This window comes from Halomonas sp. Cn5-12 (assembly GCF_021532545.1).
In the GTDB taxonomy this organism is placed as follows: domain Bacteria; phylum Pseudomonadota; class Gammaproteobacteria; order Pseudomonadales; family Halomonadaceae; genus Vreelandella; species Vreelandella aquamarina.
Genome location: NZ_JAKGAY010000005.1, coordinates 70,808 through 87,986, shown reverse-complemented (window position 1 = coordinate 87,986; position 17,179 = coordinate 70,808). Strand labels below are relative to the sequence as shown.

The 17,179-nt window shown below is 57.4% G+C and carries 13 protein-coding genes; 9 read left to right on the top strand and 4 right to left on the bottom strand.

Features of this window, described 5'->3' with window-relative positions:
- Nucleotides 1-371: 371 nt before the first annotated feature.
- Both L1249_RS04745 and gltA read right to left on the bottom strand, forming a co-directional pair.
- Nucleotides 372-1,253 (bottom strand): NAD(P)-dependent oxidoreductase, encoded by an 882-nt coding sequence (locus L1249_RS04745; RefSeq protein ID WP_044627836.1) that lies wholly within the window; start codon nt 1,251-1,253, stop codon nt 372-374.
- 92 nt (nt 1,254-1,345) lie between these two features.
- Nucleotides 1,346-2,632 carry a citrate synthase gene (gltA, locus tag L1249_RS04740; protein WP_044627835.1) on the bottom strand — a complete coding sequence of 429 codons (1,287 nt, stop codon included), beginning with the start codon at nt 2,630-2,632 and terminating at the stop codon, nt 1,346-1,348.
- Nucleotides 2,633-3,119: 487 nt separating this feature from the next.
- Here gltA and sdhC point away from each other — a divergent pair, with 487 nt between their 5' ends.
- The 9 genes from sdhC to sucD all read left to right on the top strand — a co-directional run bounded on the left by sdhC (nt 3,120) and on the right by sucD (nt 14,858).
- The gene (gene sdhC, locus L1249_RS04735; RefSeq protein ID WP_196781579.1) at nt 3,120-3,497 is read left to right on the top strand and encodes a succinate dehydrogenase, cytochrome b556 subunit; all 378 of its coding nucleotides are present in this window, start codon (nt 3,120-3,122) and stop codon (nt 3,495-3,497) included.
- Nucleotides 3,491-3,838 (top strand): succinate dehydrogenase, hydrophobic membrane anchor protein, encoded by a 348-nt coding sequence (gene sdhD / locus L1249_RS04730; RefSeq protein WP_044627833.1) that lies wholly within the window; start codon nt 3,491-3,493, stop codon nt 3,836-3,838. Before sdhC ends, sdhD begins: the two co-directional genes overlap by 7 nt.
- A 3-nt stretch (nt 3,839-3,841) precedes the next feature.
- Nucleotides 3,842-5,617: a succinate dehydrogenase flavoprotein subunit gene (sdhA, locus tag L1249_RS04725; RefSeq protein ID WP_044627832.1), complete on the top strand. Its 1,776-nt coding sequence runs from the start codon at nt 3,842-3,844 to the stop codon at nt 5,615-5,617.
- Between the two features lie 27 nt (nt 5,618-5,644).
- Entirely contained in the window at nt 5,645-6,355 is a 711-nt protein-coding gene (locus tag L1249_RS04720) for a succinate dehydrogenase iron-sulfur subunit (protein ID WP_044627831.1), read from the top strand.
- Between the two features lie 331 nt (nt 6,356-6,686).
- The gene (locus L1249_RS04715) at nt 6,687-9,521 is read left to right on the top strand and encodes a 2-oxoglutarate dehydrogenase E1 component (protein WP_044627936.1); all 2,835 of its coding nucleotides are present in this window, start codon (nt 6,687-6,689) and stop codon (nt 9,519-9,521) included.
- Nucleotides 9,522-9,559: 38 nt separating this feature from the next.
- Complete coding sequence (odhB, locus tag L1249_RS04710; protein WP_044627830.1) at nt 9,560-11,104, top strand: 2-oxoglutarate dehydrogenase complex dihydrolipoyllysine-residue succinyltransferase; 1,545 nt, start codon at nt 9,560-9,562, stop codon at nt 11,102-11,104.
- Nucleotides 11,105-11,216: 112 nt separating this feature from the next.
- Nucleotides 11,217-12,656 carry a dihydrolipoyl dehydrogenase gene (gene lpdA / locus L1249_RS04705; RefSeq protein ID WP_044627829.1) on the top strand — a complete coding sequence of 480 codons (1,440 nt, stop codon included), beginning with the start codon at nt 11,217-11,219 and terminating at the stop codon, nt 12,654-12,656.
- Between the two features lie 163 nt (nt 12,657-12,819).
- The gene (gene sucC / locus L1249_RS04700; protein ID WP_016914526.1) at nt 12,820-13,986 is read left to right on the top strand and encodes an ADP-forming succinate--CoA ligase subunit beta; all 1,167 of its coding nucleotides are present in this window, start codon (nt 12,820-12,822) and stop codon (nt 13,984-13,986) included.
- Complete coding sequence (gene sucD / locus L1249_RS04695; protein ID WP_044627828.1) at nt 13,986-14,858, top strand: succinate--CoA ligase subunit alpha; 873 nt, start codon at nt 13,986-13,988, stop codon at nt 14,856-14,858. The genes sucC and sucD overlap by 1 nt, the downstream gene beginning before the upstream one ends.
- An 85-nt stretch (nt 14,859-14,943) precedes the next feature.
- On the opposite strand, the gene L1249_RS04690 is transcribed toward sucD, so the two are convergent.
- The gene (locus tag L1249_RS04690; protein WP_058576927.1) at nt 14,944-15,960 is read right to left on the bottom strand and encodes a lysylphosphatidylglycerol synthase transmembrane domain-containing protein; all 1,017 of its coding nucleotides are present in this window, start codon (nt 15,958-15,960) and stop codon (nt 14,944-14,946) included.
- Nucleotides 15,938-17,056 carry a glycosyltransferase family 4 protein gene (locus tag L1249_RS04685; RefSeq protein ID WP_044627826.1) on the bottom strand — a complete coding sequence of 373 codons (1,119 nt, stop codon included), beginning with the start codon at nt 17,054-17,056 and terminating at the stop codon, nt 15,938-15,940. The genes L1249_RS04690 and L1249_RS04685 overlap by 23 nt, the downstream gene beginning before the upstream one ends.
- Between the last annotated feature and the right edge of the window lie 123 nt (nt 17,057-17,179).

Below are 17,179 nucleotides of genomic sequence, written 5' to 3'. Positions count from 1 at the left end.
CTATATCCGCACGTCCAAAATATTATCATTAGCAAATAGCAATGAGTTCTCTCACTTGCTCTTTTTGCATTCCCGCCGTCTAGAACTTGCGTCTATTTCACGCGTTTTTTGTCAATATTGTGCTTGACTTGTCCACTTTTATGTCTCCGAGGGGCAGGTTGTGCACAACCACATAAATATGAAGCAAAAAATCAGCGATTTAGCTTAATTTCTTTAAAATCAGTAGTTTATGGTAGATCAAAAAATGATCAATTTAAGGCTGGGTCACTGTTCATGGCGATTGCGGGACGTTTTCTAGTGGTTGTAAACAGGGTTATCCACAGATAGTGTGGAAAACCCTGTCCAGGCTGGCAGTGCTAAAAAGTCAAGCGTTATTCAGGCTTGCGCAGCCGTTTTAATAGCGATGACGTGTCCCAGCGGCCACCTTCCATGCGCTGTACATCCGCATAAAACTGGTCGACTAGGGCGGTAACGGGGAGGGTGGCATTTAGCCTACGTGCTTGCTCTAGGCAAATGCCCAAATCCTTACGCATCCAGTCCACCGCGAAACCATGGTTATACTCATCAGCAATCATGGTTTTATGACGGTTCTCCATCTGCCAAGACCCTGCAGCGCCTTTGGAAATGACGTCGATGACTTGGTGCTGATCGAGTCCGGCTTGCTCAGCAAAGTGCAGGCCTTCCGCCAAGCCTTGTACCAAGCCTGCAATGCAGATTTGGTTCACCATCTTGGTGAGCTGACCACTGCTGGCAGCGCCCATGAGCGTGACGGCACGTGCGTAATGATTCAGGAAAGGGGCGACGGCATCAAAATGCGCTTGCTCGCCGCCGCACATAATCGTTAGCGCGCCGTTCTCGGCCCCCTGTTGGCCGCCAGACACCGGTGCATCAATAAATGCAACGCCTTTCTCTCGGCAAGCTGCGTCCAGCTCCAAGGCCAGATCGGCCGACGCGGTGGTGTGGTCTACTAGGTAGCTACCGCTCATCATGGTGCTGAGAGCGCCGTCTGGCCCGGTGGTTACTTGGCGAACATCGTTGTCATTTCCCACGCATACCAACACTAAATCAGCGCCCTCAGCCGCTTCGGCGGGTGTTGAATGAGCCGTGCCGCCAAACGCCTTGGCCCATGCCTCTGCCTTGCTGGCAGTACGGTTGTATACGCGAGTGGTAAGGCCTTGTTTGGCAAGGTGGCCGGCCATAGGGTAGCCCATTACGCCTAGGCCAATAAAAGCAACGGTGGTAATAGATCGCATAAAACACCTTTGTTGTTGGTAGGAAGCAAACAAAAGGCCACCCGTGGGTGGCCTTTGTCATCCTATGCGTGCATTAGCGCGTTAGCCGCCAATCACTTGGTAGGATAGTCACGTTTTGCGTGACCGATATACAGCTGGCGCGGGCGGCCGATTTTGTAGCTTTCGCTGAGCATTTCGTGCCAGTGAGAGATCCAGCCAATGGTGCGCGATACTGCAAAGATCACAGTGAACATATTGGTCGGAATACCCATGGCTTTCAGGATGATGCCTGAGTAGAAGTCAACGTTCGGGTACAGTTTACGCTCGATGAAGTATTCATCTTCCAGGGCGATCTGCTCCAGGCGCTTGGCGATTTTGAGCTGCGGGTCATCGGCCATACCGAGTTCGGCCAGTACTTCGTCGCAGGTCTCTTTCATCACTTTGGCGCGTGGGTCGAAGTTGCGGTAGACGCGATGACCGAAGCCCATCAGTTTGAATGGGTCGTTCTTGTCTTTCGCTTTGTCGACGAAGCGCTGAATGTTCTCTTCTGAGTCGTCACCGATCTCGTCGAGCATGTTCAGCACGGCCTCATTGGCACCGCCATGCGCCGGACCCCACAAGGCCGCAATGCCCGCGCTGATACAGGCAAACGGGTTGGCGCCAGTTGAGCCTGCCAGACGAACGGTCGAGGTAGAGGCGTTTTGCTCGTGGTCCGCATGCAGCATAAAGATGCGGTCCATGGCTTTCGCGTATACCGGATTGATTTTGTACTCTTCGCACGGGTTGCTGAACATCATGTAGAGGAAGTTCTCTGCATAGCTCAGGTCGTTGCGCGGATAGTTGAACGGTTGGCCAACGTTATATTTGTGCGACATTGCTGCCAGGGTCGGCATTTTAGCAATGAGGCGAATAGCGCTGATGACGCGGTCTTCTTCCTGAGTAATGTCCATGTGATCATGGTAGAAAGCGGCAAGGCCGCCTACCACACCACACAGAATCGACATCGGGTGCGCATCGCGGCGGAACCCTTTGAAGAAGTTGTTGATCTGGTCATGCACCATGGTGTGATTGCGAATGCGAGATTCGAAATCAGCATACTGCTCATCATTGGGAAGCTCGCCAAACAGCAGGGTGTAACAAACTTCTACAAAGTTCGACTCTTTCGCCAGTTGTTCAATGGGGTAGCCGCGGTGCAGCAGTACGCCCTTGCCGCCATCGATATAGGTGATTGCGGACTGGCAGGAAGAGGTGGCCATGAAGCCGGGATCGTAGGTAAACAGGCCTTCAGCACCTAGGCCGCGCACGTCGATGACGTCGGGGCCTAGTGTGCCGGAATACATGGGTAGTTCGATCGTCTTGTCGAGACCGTCTACCGTCAATGTCGCTTTCCTGTCAGCCATGATGGCCTCCTTTCGAGTTCGGTTTGGGACGTAAAGTCGTTGTTTCGCATGCCGCGCCGGCGAAAAGGCTTGCCCACTATAGAAGCGTGCGACATTTTGTCAATTAGCCGTAATGCTAGACATGCTTGTACGGGGCATGTGGTTTTGGATAATAATTGTATATGATTAACTGGGATCTATAGTACCGAAGTGACAGAGGGTTGACGATACGTTAACAGGCTTATCAAGCCGTCCATCTAATGTCACTATAACCATGCTGCATCGCAAAATCGACTCAGACCATTGGCTATTTTCTTGCACCATGGTCGAGTTAAGTCTGAGTTCGGTTTGTCAGCAGGGGCTAAGGTTCTTATAATCCACGGCGCGCGACCGGCAGGTAGGTGGTCGTGCCCGACTTGGCAACGGCCGAGCCCCTTCCAGCAACCACTGCCCGCTCGGGCTATGCCCGACCTGTCGCTGAGCGGGCCAAGAGAGTGTGTATAACGCCGTGAATAGCAAACGACCCGTAAACCTAGATCTAACGACGATACATTTCCCACTACCGGCGCTAACGTCGATTACACACCGTATCACGGGTGTGATCCTGTTCGTTGGCCTGATTTTCGCTTTTTGGGCGTTGGGTAAATCCCTGTCATCTCCGGCTGGCTTCGATGCTGTCAGCAGTGCCTTAGCCAACAACTTCTTTGCCAAGCTCGTTGCGTGGGGGCTGCTGTCTGCCTTGGCATTCCACTTTGTGGCAGGCATCAAGCACCTGCTGATGGACGCCAATATTGGGGTGACCTTAGAAGGTGGCGTTAAAAAAGCACAGGCTACTGTGGTAGTGAGTGCAGTTCTGATTATTCTGGCAGGAGTTTGGGTATGGTAACCAATATCACAAGTTTTGGCCGTAGCGGGCTGTCCGACTGGCTGATGCAGCGCGTTTCTGCGGTCATCCTGGCCCTTTACACGGTTTTCGTTGTTGCCTACTTGCTGTTTAATCCAAACCTGGACTACTACGCCTGGAGCGGGCTGTTCGAGCAAACGTGGATGCGCATTTTCTCGCTGCTGGCGTTTGTCTCTATCGCTGCGCACGCCTGGATCGGTTTGTGGACCGTCACCACCGATTACCTCAAGTCCACTCGCCTGCGCGTGGGTGCCCAGACGCTGATCATTCTGGCCATCTTCGTGTACCTGGTGTGGGGCATTCAAATTCTGTGGGGAGCTTGATACATGTCTAACCTTCGTAGCCTGACATTCGACGCCATTATCATCGGTGGTGGTGGCTCTGGCCTGCGTGCTGCGCTTGAACTGGCAAAATCTGGTAAGAAGACAGCCGTGCTGTCCAAAGTGTTCCCGACACGCTCTCACACGGTTTCTGCTCAGGGCGGTATTACCTGTGCGATTGCCTCCGCCGACCCGAACGACGACTGGCGCTGGCACATGTATGACACCGTCAAGGGCGGCGACTATATCGCTGACCAAGACGCTGCCGAGTACATGTGTTCGGAAGGCCCCAAGGCCGTCTTCGAACTCGAGCACATGGGCCTACCGTTCTCGCGTTTCGACAATGGCCGCATCTATCAGCGTCCGTTCGGTGGTCAGTCCAAGAACTTTGGTGAAGGTGGTCAGGCCGCACGTACCTGCGCCGCCGCCGACCGTACCGGTCACGCGCTGCTGCACACCCTTTACCAGAACAACCTGAAGAACAACACCACGTTCCTGAACGAGTGGTACGCGGTGGATCTGGTCAAGAACGCCAACGGTGACGTGGTGGGCTGTATCGCCATGTGTATCGAAACCGGTGAAGTAGTGCACGTCAAGTCGAAAGCCACCGTGCTGGCGACCGGCGGTGCCGGACGCATCTACGCGTCGACCACTAACGCCCTGATCAACACCGGTGACGGTATCGGCATGGCGCTGCGCGCCGGCTTCCCGATGCAGGACATGGAAATGTGGCAGTTCCACCCGACCGGTATTTACGGTGCGGGCACGCTGGTCACCGAAGGTTGCCGTGGTGAAGGTGGCTACCTGGTCAACAAGGATGGCGAGCGTTTCATGGAGCGCTATGCGCCCAACGCCAAAGACCTGGCGGGCCGTGATGTCGTGGCGCGTTCCATGGTCATGGAAATCCTCGAAGGCCGCGGCTGTGGCGAGAAGGGCGACCACGTGTTCCTGAAGTTGGATCACCTGGGCGAAGAAGTGCTTGGTAAGCGTCTGCCGGGTATCGTAGAGCTGTCTAAAACCTTCGCTCACGTTGACCCGGCGAAAGACCCGATTCCGGTCGTCCCGACCTGCCACTACATGATGGGCGGTATCCCGACCAATATTCATGGTCAGGCGATCACCCAGGACGAGAGCGGTAACGACAAGATCGTCAACGGTCTGTTCGCGTGTGGCGAAGCTGCCTGTGTATCGGTACACGGTGCTAACCGCTTGGGCGGTAACTCGCTGCTGGATCTGGTGGTCTTCGGTCGCGCTGCGGGCATGTTCATCGAAGGCGCGCTGAACGAAGGTATCGAGTATCTGGACGCTTCCGAGTCAGACATCGAATTCGCCATGAAGCGTATTACGCGCTGGAACGAGTCTGAAGAGGGCGGCGAAAGCATTCCTGAGCTGAAAGCCGAGCTTCAAGACATCATGCAGAACTCTTTCGGTGTATTCCGTGAAGAGAAAAACATGCAGGAAGGTGTCAAAAAGCTAGCGGAACTGCGTGGCCGTATTGCTAATGCGCACCTGCCGGACAAATCCAATGTATTCAACACTGCTCGTGTTGAGGCGCTGGAGCTGGACAACCTGATGGAAGTGGCAGAAGCGACGGCGATTGCTGCCCTTGAGCGTAAAGAGAGCCGTGGTGCCCACTCGCGCTACGACTACCCAGACCGTGATGATGTCAACTGGCTGAAACACTCGCTCTACTTCCCAGCAACTAAAGAGCTGAAGAAGCGCGACGTCAACTTCAAGCCGAAAACTGTTGATATGTTCGAGCCTAAGGTTCGCACCTACTAATCTCCGCACTGACGAGAGGGAGTCACCATGTCCAATCTTCAGGTATCCGTATACCGCTACAATCCGGAAACCGACTCCGCGCCTTATATGCAGGAGTTTCAGGTCGATACCAAAGGCCGTGATCTGATGGTGCTGGATGTTTTGCACCTGATGAAAGAGCAAGACAGCGGTTTAGCCTATCGCCGTAGCTGCCGTGAAGGTGTATGCGGTTCCGATGGCATGAACATGAACGGCACAAACGGCTTGGCATGCATCACGCCGCTGTCCGATGTTGTGAAAAACAACAAACTGACGCTGCGCCCGCTGCCTGGCCTCCCGGTCATCCGTGATATGGTGGTTGACATGGGTCTGTTCTATAAGCAGTACGAGCGTATTCAGCCGTACCTGCAGAACGATACGCCAGCGCCAGCCATTGAGCGTCTGCAGTCGCCGGAAGAGCGCGACAAACTGGATGGTCTGTACGAGTGTATTCTGTGTGCGTGCTGCTCGACTTCATGCCCGTCGTTCTGGTGGAACCCGGACAAGTTCGTGGGCCCGGCGGGTCTGCTGCAGTCATACCGCTTCCTGGCCGACAGTCGCGATACCGCCACGCGTGAGCGTCTGACCAGCCTGGAAGACCCGTTCTCGGTGTTCCGTTGCCGCGGCATCATGAACTGCGTGGCGGTATGCCCGAAAGGTCTGAATCCGACCCGTGCAATTGGTAAAATTCGTGAAATGTTGCTCGCAGATGCGACGTAACTCATTAATCCTGTGAAAAAAAGCGACTACCACGTAAGTTGCATCACAAAGCTACTTAAATCGTGGCGCTTCGCTTGTTATCATAGGGGCTGTCATGGTGCGGCGACGCGCCGCACCATGGATCAGCCAAGTTTAAAAGCCGGTGCGACGAGTACCGGCTTTTGAGCATGAACTGGTAATGAAACGCGTCATCATACGTGTATGAAAAGGGCTACCGGCCTCAGGTCGGCGCCGCCGGCAAACGTCCCGCCCCGCCGGCAGGGCAATAGCGATGTCGTTGCACGCATGCAGCGATGCCGATACCACCCCATCAGTGCAGGGTGACCGAGAGATGCAACAAGGCATAATGGAGTTGATGTGGCGTTCCTCTCACGTTAGTGGTGGCAATGTCCACTACGTGGAAGCGCTTTACGAGCAGTACCTCGCCGATCCTGATTCTGTCTCAGACGAGTGGCGCAGCTATTTCGATCAGTTGCCGCGTGCTGAAGGCAGTGCCTCCCACGATGTTCCACTAAGCCCCATTCGTGATCAGTTCTACCAGCTTGGCCGTGAAAGGCGCCCAGGCCGGGTAGTCGCCGCGTCCGACAGCGGTGAAAACAAAAAGCAGGTCAAAGTTCTGCAGCTGATCAACGCGTATCGCTTCCGTGGCCATCAAAAGGCCAATATCGACCCGCTTGGTCTGCGTAATCCCACCCCCGTCCCCGACCTCGACCTGTCATTCCATCAGCTGTCCCAAGCTGATCTTGATACCGAGTTCCAGACAGGTTCTTTCTTCCTGGGTATTGATAAAGCACCGCTGCGCGAGATCGTCGACGCGCTGGAGCAGACCTACTGCCGCTCCATCGGCTGCGAAATCATGCACATCGTGGATACCGAAGAGAAGCGCTGGCTGCAGCGTCGTTTCGAATCGGTACGCAGCGCGCCCAAGTTCAGCGATGACGTGCGCAAGCACGTACTGGAACGCCTGACGGCTGCGGAAGGTCTGGAAAATTACCTGGCCTCCAAGTACCCGGGTACCAAGCGTTTCGGCCTGGAAGGTGGCGAGTCGTTCGTACCGATGATGGACGAACTGATTCAGCGCGCCGGCGGCTATGGCACCAAGGAAGTCGTGATCGGCATGGCCCACCGTGGCCGCTTGAATCTGCTGGTCAACATCCTGGGCAAGAACCCTGCGGATCTGATCGACGAGTTCGATGGCAAGAAAGTCATCGAGCGTGGTTCTGGTGACGTGAAATACCACCAGGGCTTCAGCTCCAACGTCATGTCGCCTGGTGGCGAAGTCCACCTGGCCATGTCGTTTAACCCGTCGCATCTCGAAATCGTCGCGCCGGTGGTGGAAGGCTCGGTACGTGCCCGCCAGGATCGCCGCAATGACGCTGACGGAAGCAAAGTGCTGCCGATCAATGTTCATGGCGATGCCGCCTTCGCGGGGCAGGGTGTGGTCATGGAGACATTCCAGATGTCTCAGACCCGCGCCTACAAGACCGGTGGCACGGTACACATCGTCATCAACAACCAGGTGGGGTTCACGACCTCCAACCCGGCCGATGCACGCTCCACCGAATACTGTACTGACATTGCCAAGATGGTTCAGGCGCCGATCTTCCACGTCAACGGCGATGATCCGGACGCGGTCATTCACGCCACCCAAGTGGCCCTGGATTACCGTCAGCAGTTCAAGAAAGACGTCGTCATCGACCTGGTGTGCTACCGCCGTCGCGGCCATAACGAGGCCGACGAGCCATCGGGCACCCAGCCGCTGATGTACGCCAAGATCAAGGACCACCCCTCCTCACGCACGCTGTATGCGCAGCGCCTGATCGAGCAGGGCGTGCTGTCCGAAGACGACGCCAAAGCCATGGTGGAAACCTACCGCGATGATCTCGTGGCAGGCAATCACGTGGCCAACGCGCTGGTTCAGGAACCCAACAAGTCGCTGTTCGTCGACTGGGCTCCCTACCTGGGCCATGAGTGGACCGGCAATGCCGACACCACCTTCGACATGAAACGCCTGCAACAGCTGGCGGCGAAGATGTGTGAAATACCGGACGGTGTCGATGTTCAGCGTCAGGTCGCCAAAATCTACGAAGACCGGCGTAAAATGCAGGCGGGTGGCATGGGGCTCAACTGGGGCTTTGCCGAAACGCTGGCCTACGCCACGTTGCTCGACCAAGGTCATCCTATCCGCATCACCGGGCAGGATGTGGGGCGTGGGACGTTCTCCCACCGTCACGCGGTCGTGCACAATCAGAAAGACGGGTCGACCTATGTACCGCTGCAGAATATGGCCGACGGTCAGCCGCGCTTTACCATTCACGACTCCTTCCTATCAGAAGAAGCCGTGCTGGCATTCGAATACGGCTACTCGACCACCGCCCCGAATGACTTGGTTATTTGGGAAGCGCAGTTTGGTGACTTCGTCAACGGCGCTCAGGTGGTAGTGGATCAGTTCATCTCTTCCGGTGAGACCAAGTGGGGTCGCCTATGCGGCTTGACCATGCTGCTGCCTCATGGCTATGAAGGCCAAGGGCCCGAGCACTCTTCTGCCCGTCTAGAGCGCTTCTTGCAGCTGTGCGCCGAGCACAACATGCAGGTGTGCGTACCGACGACGCCAGCGCAGATTTTCCACCTGCTGCGCCGCCAAGTGATTCGTCCGCTGCGTAAACCGCTAGTGGTCATGTCGCCTAAGTCGCTGCTGCGCCACAAAGAAGCCGTGTCGAGCTTGGAAGATCTCGCCCACGGCAAGTTCCACATGGTACTGCCGGATCAAGCGAATCTCGACGCCGACAACGTCACCCGCGTCATTATGTGCGCAGGCAAGGTCTACTACGATCTGGTTAACTGGCGCGCTGAAAACGAGCGTGACGACACGGCGATCATTCGTCTAGAGCAGCTCTATCCCTTCCCGAAAGAAGAGCTTCTGGAAGTGCTCCAGGCGTATGCTAATGTGGAAGACATCGTATGGTGTCAGGAAGAGCCGCTGAACCAAGGCGCCTGGTACTCCAGTCAGCACCACATGCGTACCGTGGCCGATATGTTGAAAGATGGCCTTGGACGTGAGTTGAAATTCGCAGGGCGTCCTGCCTCGGCTGCTCCGGCAGCGGGCTACATGTCCGTCCACACTGAACAGCAGCGCCAGCTGGTGGAAGACGCTTTTAACCTATAAGCGCCCACCGGGTTTAGAGAACACATAAGGGAAACGACATGGCTACTGAGATCAAAGCGCCAACCTTTCCGGAATCCGTTGCCGAAGGCACCGTGGCCGCGTGGCACAAAAAGCCGGGTGACAGCGTCGAACGCGACGAGCTGATCGTTGAAATCGAGACCGATAAAGTGGTGCTTGAAGTCGTCGCACCGGAAGCGGGAACCCTGACCGACGTGATGGCCGAAGAAGGCGATACCGTCGAGTCCGAGCAGGTATTGGGCAAGATCGGCGAAGCGAGCGGTGCTGGCAGCAAGAAAGAGAGTGCCGCCAGCGATGACAGCGCCGAGAAGGCCGAGTCCAAAGAAGCCGCCAAGCCAGCCGGAGGCAAGCAGCACGACGTGAAGGCGCCTAGCTTCCCCGAGTCCATTCAGGAAGGCACCGTGGCGACCTGGCACAAGAAAGTAGGCGAAGCGGTCAAGCGTGACGAAGTGCTAGCCGACATCGAAACCGACAAGGTCGTGCTGGAAGTCGTAGCGCCTGCCGATGGTGCCCTGGCGGAAATCAAGGCAGAAGAAGGCAGCCAGGTTGAGTCCGAAGCGATTCTGGCAACCTTCGTAGAGGGCGGTGGCAGTGACCAGGCCAGCGCTTCTTCTTCCAGCAGCGCTTCCAGCGACGCTGACGATGAAGGCGCCGATGAGAAGGTGGGTGGCAAAGTGTTGGCACCGGCTGCTCGCAAGATGGTTGCCGAGCACGATCTGGACGTTTCCAAGATCGAAGGTACCGGCAAAGGCGGTCGCATTCTGAAAGAAGACGTTCAGAAAGCCGTCAAGGATGGTTCGGCCAAGAAAGCGGCCAAGTCCTCTGCACCCGCCAAAGCCGCTGCTGCGCCAGCGGTCGAGGGTGAGCGTGCCGAGAAGCGCGTACCGATGAGCCGTCTGCGTCAAACCATCGCCAAGCGTTTGGTTCAGGCACAGCAGACCGCTGCCATGCTGACCACGTACAACGAAGTGGACATGGGTGCGGTGATGTCGCTGCGTGCCCAGTACAAAGATACCTTCCTGAAGGCCCACGACACCAAGCTTGGTTTCATGGGCTTCTTCGTGAAAGCCGCCTCCGAAGCTCTCAAGCGTTTCCCGGATGTCAACGCCTCCATCGATGGCACCGATATCGTTTACCATGGTTACCAGGACATCGGTGTTGCCGTGTCGACGGATCGTGGTCTCGTGGTGCCGGTTCTGCGTGACACTGACAACATGAAAATTGCCGACGTCGAGAAGACGATTGTCGACTTTGGCAAGCGTGCGCGTGACGGTAAGCTCGGCATCGACGAAATGCAGGGCGGCACCTTTACCATCACCAATGGTGGTATCTTTGGCTCGCTGATGTCGACCCCGATCATCAACCCGCCGCAAACCGCTATCCTGGGGATGCACAAGATCCAGGAACGCCCGATGGCGGTGAACGGTAAGGTCGAAATTCGCCCGATGATGTATCTGGCACTCTCTTACGACCACCGCATGATCGACGGCAAAGACGCGGTACAATTCCTGGTTACGATTAAAGAGCTGCTGGAAGACCCGGCCCGTCTGCTGCTAGACGTATAACGAAGCGCGCTGAACCGCCTTCGCTAGTGCTGAGCACGCTGAGTTAATCGCACACAGCCTCCTACCCGCTGTCATCCACCCGGGAGGAGGCCACCAAGCTAAAGGAGCCAACATGGCTGACAAGTTTGACGTGATCGTTATTGGTGCAGGCCCTGGTGGCTACGTAGCGGCTATCCGCGCTGCGCAGCTGGGTTTGAAAGCCGCCTGTGTTGAAAAATGGATCGGTAAAGAAGGTAACGTCGTTCACGGCGGTACCTGCTTGAACGTAGGCTGTATCCCGTCCAAAGCGCTGCTTGAAGCCTCGCACAAGTTCGTCGAAGCCAAGCACGATTTCGACGACATGGGTATCGAAGCCGGCGACGTGACCATGGACGTCAAGAAGATGATGGCGCGCAAGGACAAGATCGTTAAGAACTTGACCGGCGGCATCTCTGGCCTGTTCAAGGCCAACGGCGTGACCGCCATCGAAGGTACCGGTAAAGTGGTGTCTGGCAAGCAGGTTGAGGTGACCGACCTCGACGGCAACACCACCACTTACGACGCCGACAACATCGTCATCGCGGCAGGCTCCGTGCCGGTGGAAATTCCGCCCACGCCGCTGACCGAAGGCCTAATCGTCGATTCCACCGGCGCACTGGAATTCCAGGAAACGCCGAAGCGTCTTGGCGTCATTGGCGCGGGCGTCATCGGCCTGGAGCTGGGCAGCGTATGGAACCGTCTGGGTTCTGAAGTCACCGTGCTGGAAGCGATGGACTCCTTCCTGCCGATGGTCGACACCGCGATTGCCAAAGAGACCCAGAAACTGCTCAAGAAGCAGGGGCTGGACATCAAATTGGGTGCCCGTGTGACCGGTTCGGAAGCGAACGGTGACGAAGTCGTCGTCAAGTACACCGATGCCAACGGCGATCAAGAGATGACCTTCGACAAGCTGATCGTATGTGTCGGCCGTCGTCCTTATACCAAAGGCGTTGTGGCCGATGGCGTGGGCGTCGAGCTGGACGAGCGTGGCTTCATCTTCGTGGACGACCAGTGCCGCACCAACGTGCCGGGCGTCTACGCCATCGGTGACTGTGTACGCGGTCCGATGCTGGCGCACAAAGCGTCTGAAGAAGGCATCATGGTGGCGGACATCATCGCCGGTCACAAGGCCGAGATGAACTACGACACTATCCCCAGCGTCATCTATACCTTCCCGGAAGTGGCCTGGGTCGGCATGACCGAGCAGGACGCCAAGGCCAAGGGTATCGAAGTCAAGACCGGTAGCTTCCCCTTCGCAGCCAGCGGCCGTGCCATGGCCAACAACGCCACCGAAGGCAGCGCTAAGATCATTGCCGATGCGGAAACCGACCGTATTCTCGGTATGCACATCGTGGGTCAGCACGCCGGTGAGATGATCGCCCAGGGCGTGATCGCCATGGAGTTCGGCTCCAGCGCCGAAGACCTGGCATTGACCTGCTACGCGCACCCGACCATGTCGGAAGCCGTGCACGAAGCTGCTCTGGCGGTAGAAGGTCATGCCATTCACATGGCCAACCGCAAGAAGCGCAAGTAATTCGCTAAGCAACAACCAAGCGCCACCGTCAGGTGGCGCAACACTTTCATGGCGGCGTGGGCAACTCGCCGTCATGAAAGCACGGGGATGACCAGCACCTGCAAGATGTTCTTCAGGGCGACTGATCATCGTTCGAGTCACATGCAACCAATGGCATGAATCGATGAACCTTCACGAGTATCAAGGCAAACAGCTGTTTGCTGATTATGGTCTGCCAGTGTCCAAAGGCTTTGCCGTGGACACTCCCGAAGAAGCAGTAGAAGCGTGCAAAAAAATCGGCGGCGACATGTGGGTCGTCAAAGCCCAGGTTCACGCTGGCGGCCGCGGTAAAGCGGGCGGCGTCAAGCTGATCAAGGACCCGGCAGAAGCCAAAACCTTCGCCGAGCAGTGGCTGGGCAAGAACCTGGTCACTTACCAGACTGACGAAAAAGGTCAGCCGGTTGCCAAGATTCTGGTAGAGACCTGCACCAACATCGCCGACGAGCTCTACCTGGGCGCGGTCGTTGACCGTACTACCCGCCGTGTGGTCTTCATGGCCTCTACCGAAGGCGGTGTTGAGATTGAAACCGTCGCCGAAGAGACGCCGGAAAAGATTCTCAAAGCTGAAATCGATCCGCTGGTCGGCGCACAGCCCTACCAGGCGCGTGAGCTGGCGTTCGCGCTGGGTCTGGAAGGCGATCAGGTGAAGCAGTTCACCAAGATCTTCCTGGGTCTCTCCAAGCTGTTCCACGACAAGGATTTGGCACTTCTTGAGATCAACCCGCTGGTCATCACTGACGAAGGCAACCTGCACTGCTTGGATGCCAAACTGGGCCTCGACAGCAACGCCCTGTACCGTCACCCGGACCTGCAGGCCATGCGCGATCCTTCCCAGGAAGATCAGCGTGAAGCCGACGCGGCGAAGTGGGAACTTAACTACGTCGCCCTCGACGGTAACATCGGTTGCATGGTCAACGGCGCAGGCCTGGCTATGGGCACCATGGATATCGTCAACCTGAGTGGCGGCAAACCCGCTAACTTCCTGGACGTTGGCGGCGGCGCGACCAAAGAGCGCGTCGCAGAAGCGTTCAAGATCATCCTGTCTGACGACAACGTGAAAGCTGTTCTGGTGAACATCTTCGGCGGCATCGTTCGTTGCGACATGATTGCTGAAGGCATCATCGGTGCCGTTGAGCAAGTGGGCGTTAACGTCCCGGTGGTCGTTCGCCTGGAAGGTAACAACGCTGAATTGGGCGCTGAAAAACTGGCGTCTAGCGGTCTGAACATCATCGCTGCTACCAGTCTGACCGACGCGGCTCAGCAGGTTGTAAAAGCAGCGGAGGGCAAGTAATGAGCATCCTGATCGATAAGAACACCAAGGTCATCTGCCAAGGTTTCACCGGTGGCCAGGGCACGTTCCACTCCGAGCAGGCGATTGCCTATGGCACGCAAATGGTCGGTGGTGTTACGCCGGGCAAAGGCGGCCAGACGCACCTGGGCCTGCCTGTTTTCAACACCGTGAAAGAAGCGGTCGAGAAAACCGGCGCAGAAGCCAGCGTGATCTACGTACCGGCACCGTTCTGCAAAGACTCGATCCTTGAAGCTGCGAACGCTGGCATCAAGCTGATCGTGTGCATCACCGAAGGCATCGCGACCCTCGATATGCTCGACGCAAAAGTAAAATGCGACGAGCTGGGCGTACGCCTGATCGGCCCGAACTGCCCGGGCGTGATCACTCCCGGTGAGTGCAAAATCGGTATCATGCCGGGTCACATCCACCAGCCGGGCCGCGTTGGTATCGTTTCCCGCTCTGGTACCCTGACTTACGAAGCCGTTAAGCAGACCACTGACCACGGTTTCGGTCAGTCTACCTGTGTCGGTATCGGCGGCGACCCGATTCCGGGTTCTAACTTCATCGACATCCTGGAGATGTTCGAGAAGGACCCGAAAACCGAAGCGATCGTGATGATCGGCGAAATCGGCGGCACTGCCGAAGAAGAAGCCGCGGCTTACATCAAGGCCAACGTTTCCAAGCCGGTGGTTTCCTACATTGCCGGTGTGACAGCACCTCCTGGCAAGCGTATGGGCCACGCTGGCGCCATCATCTCTGGCGGTAAAGGTACTGCCGATGAGAAATTTGCGGCTCTTGAAGACGCCGGTGTGAAAACCGTTCGTTCTTTGGCGCAAATTGGCGACGCGCTGAAAGAAGTAACCGGCTGGTAAGCCGCGCACTTTCTTCGTGACGCTGAAAAGGGCACCTTGGGTGCCCTTTTTGCATTTGAGGAGGTTAAGTAAAGCGGTGAGGCGGCTAGCGCTGACGCAGCAGTCGCGCGCTGTAGAGCAGTAGCAGCGGCGCACCGGCGGCAAGATACAAGTGGTAGCTAATCAGCCGCCAGACCAGCACGGCGGCCACGGCCTGCTCCCGGCCCATCAAGGGCAGCAACAGGCTTCCCACCCCCACTTCAGCCGCCCCTGCGCCGCCAGGGAGAAAGCTGAATTGGCTGGCGGCCATAGCTAGCATCTGAGTTAAAAACGTCCAGAGCCAGTCGGCATGCCCCCCGATGCCAATCACCGCTAGGTACAGCAAGCTGTAGCGCAGCAGCCAGTGTAGGGTCGTGAGTGCCAGCATCGCTGCCAACGTGGCTTTGGGTAGCGCCAGCGTCATACGCAGCGCATGGCGACAGCGTAACAGTCGCCTAACCAGCCAGCGCCTGCGGCTAGGGCGTATCCAGGCTAGCCACTGGCGTTGAGTACGCAGCAGCTTGGGTAAGTACCCCATCATCAGCGAGACGCCCACCGCTAACAGCGCCAATCCCAGTAACGAGAGCTGTACCAGCCCCTGGTGTGGCCACTGGGCATCCCCGAAAACCGACATCGCCACCAAACCGCTCAGCATCAGCAGAAAGAACAGCAGGTCGCACCCCTGGTCGATGAGAAACACGGCGGTGCCTTTTGAGGGCGAAAATCCCCGCTGGGCAAGTAATAACAGCAGAGTGGCCGGGCCGCCGCTACCGCCTGGCGTTGCGCAGAGCGCGCACTTCGCCGCCAGCTCGATGCCCAGCGCGCCGCGCTGCCCAAGCTGGCCAGCTCGGCCGTTGAGCATCAGGCGCAGCCGGGCGGCGTTCAAGTTCCAGCATAGCGCCGCCATGGCGATCATCAGAACCAGTAGGCTAATGGGAAACTGCGCCACATGCTCAAACGCTTTGCTGCCCCCTGCAAGCGATGTGAGCACCAGTGGCGCTACCAGAGCAGCCAGCAGTAGAACGGCGTGTAGCGGACGAAAGCGCAGCAGCCGTTGAGGTTTAGCGACGGACGACACGGGCATCGGGCTGTTCGAGTCCACAGAGGTCGACATAGTGCGTCAGCAGCGAGCCAATGACGCTATCCCAGCTAAACTGGCGCTCAACAAAATGGCGCGCGTAGCGTCCGCTGGCGGCAATATCGTTGCTAAACAGCGCGGAGCAGGCGTCCGCCATCGCGTCAGGGTCAAGCGGCTGGCAGAGCACGCCCGCGCCCAGCGGTACGTTCTCGATCAGCGCGCCTGCCCGCGCGCCAATCACCGGCAGGCCGCTGGCCATCGCTTCCTGGGCCACCAGCCCAAAGGTTTCGCGGGTGCCCGCATGCAGCAGCGCATCGCTACTGGCAAGCGCTCGGGCCACTTCATGGCTACCGCAGCAGCGGTTTACCACCGTGACATTGCTAGGTACTTGAGTCGGCATGCCCGGCCCCATCAGCAGCAGGTGGTAGTTGCTGCCAAGCGCCCGCATGGTGGCGAGTAGTACGTCGATATTCTTTTCTCGGGAAAAGCGGCCAACAAAGATCAGCAGCTTTTTATCCGCAGGAATACCCATGGCCGTACGGAAGCCGGGGTCGCGTCGTGAAGGGTGAAACTGCTCTAAATCAACCCCTAACGACTGCACGCGCACGTTGGGCACGCCCCACTCGGTGAGTCGGTTGGCCATCGCATGGCAGGGAGCAAGCACGCTATCAAAGCGCTGGTACAGGTCCACCACGTAGCGAATTAGCCGTTGGCGAACATGGCGGCCAAAACGGTCCCCCATTAAGTTAGGTAAGTCGGAGTGGTAGAACCCCACCACTGGCACACCTAGCCGCTGGCCAGCCTCCAGCGCGGCCCAGGCGGTCACATACGGATCACCTGCTTCGATCAACGTGGGGGAGAGGTCTACCAAAGCATCACGCCAAGGGCGGCGGCGCAGCGGGAATCGATAGCCTTGTCCAAGAGGCAGATGCAGCGCTGGTAGCGTGTGGTGGTCGCCCAAACTATCACGCTCAGCCCCTGGCACCAGCAGGCTGGTACGGAGGTTGGGTGTGCGCGAGAGGACGCGGTGCTTGGCCTGTAAATAGGTGCGAACGCCGCCACTTGCCGGGGCGTGGAACATGGTCACATCGGCGATGTGCAAGGTAACCTCCGAGCCACATGAGTGTCATCGAATTACCTTAGGGTAGAAATAAGTCAGTTCTGCGACAACGTCACCTTGGAGCAGAAATAAAAACGCCACGGCAAAGCCGTGGCGCGAACACGT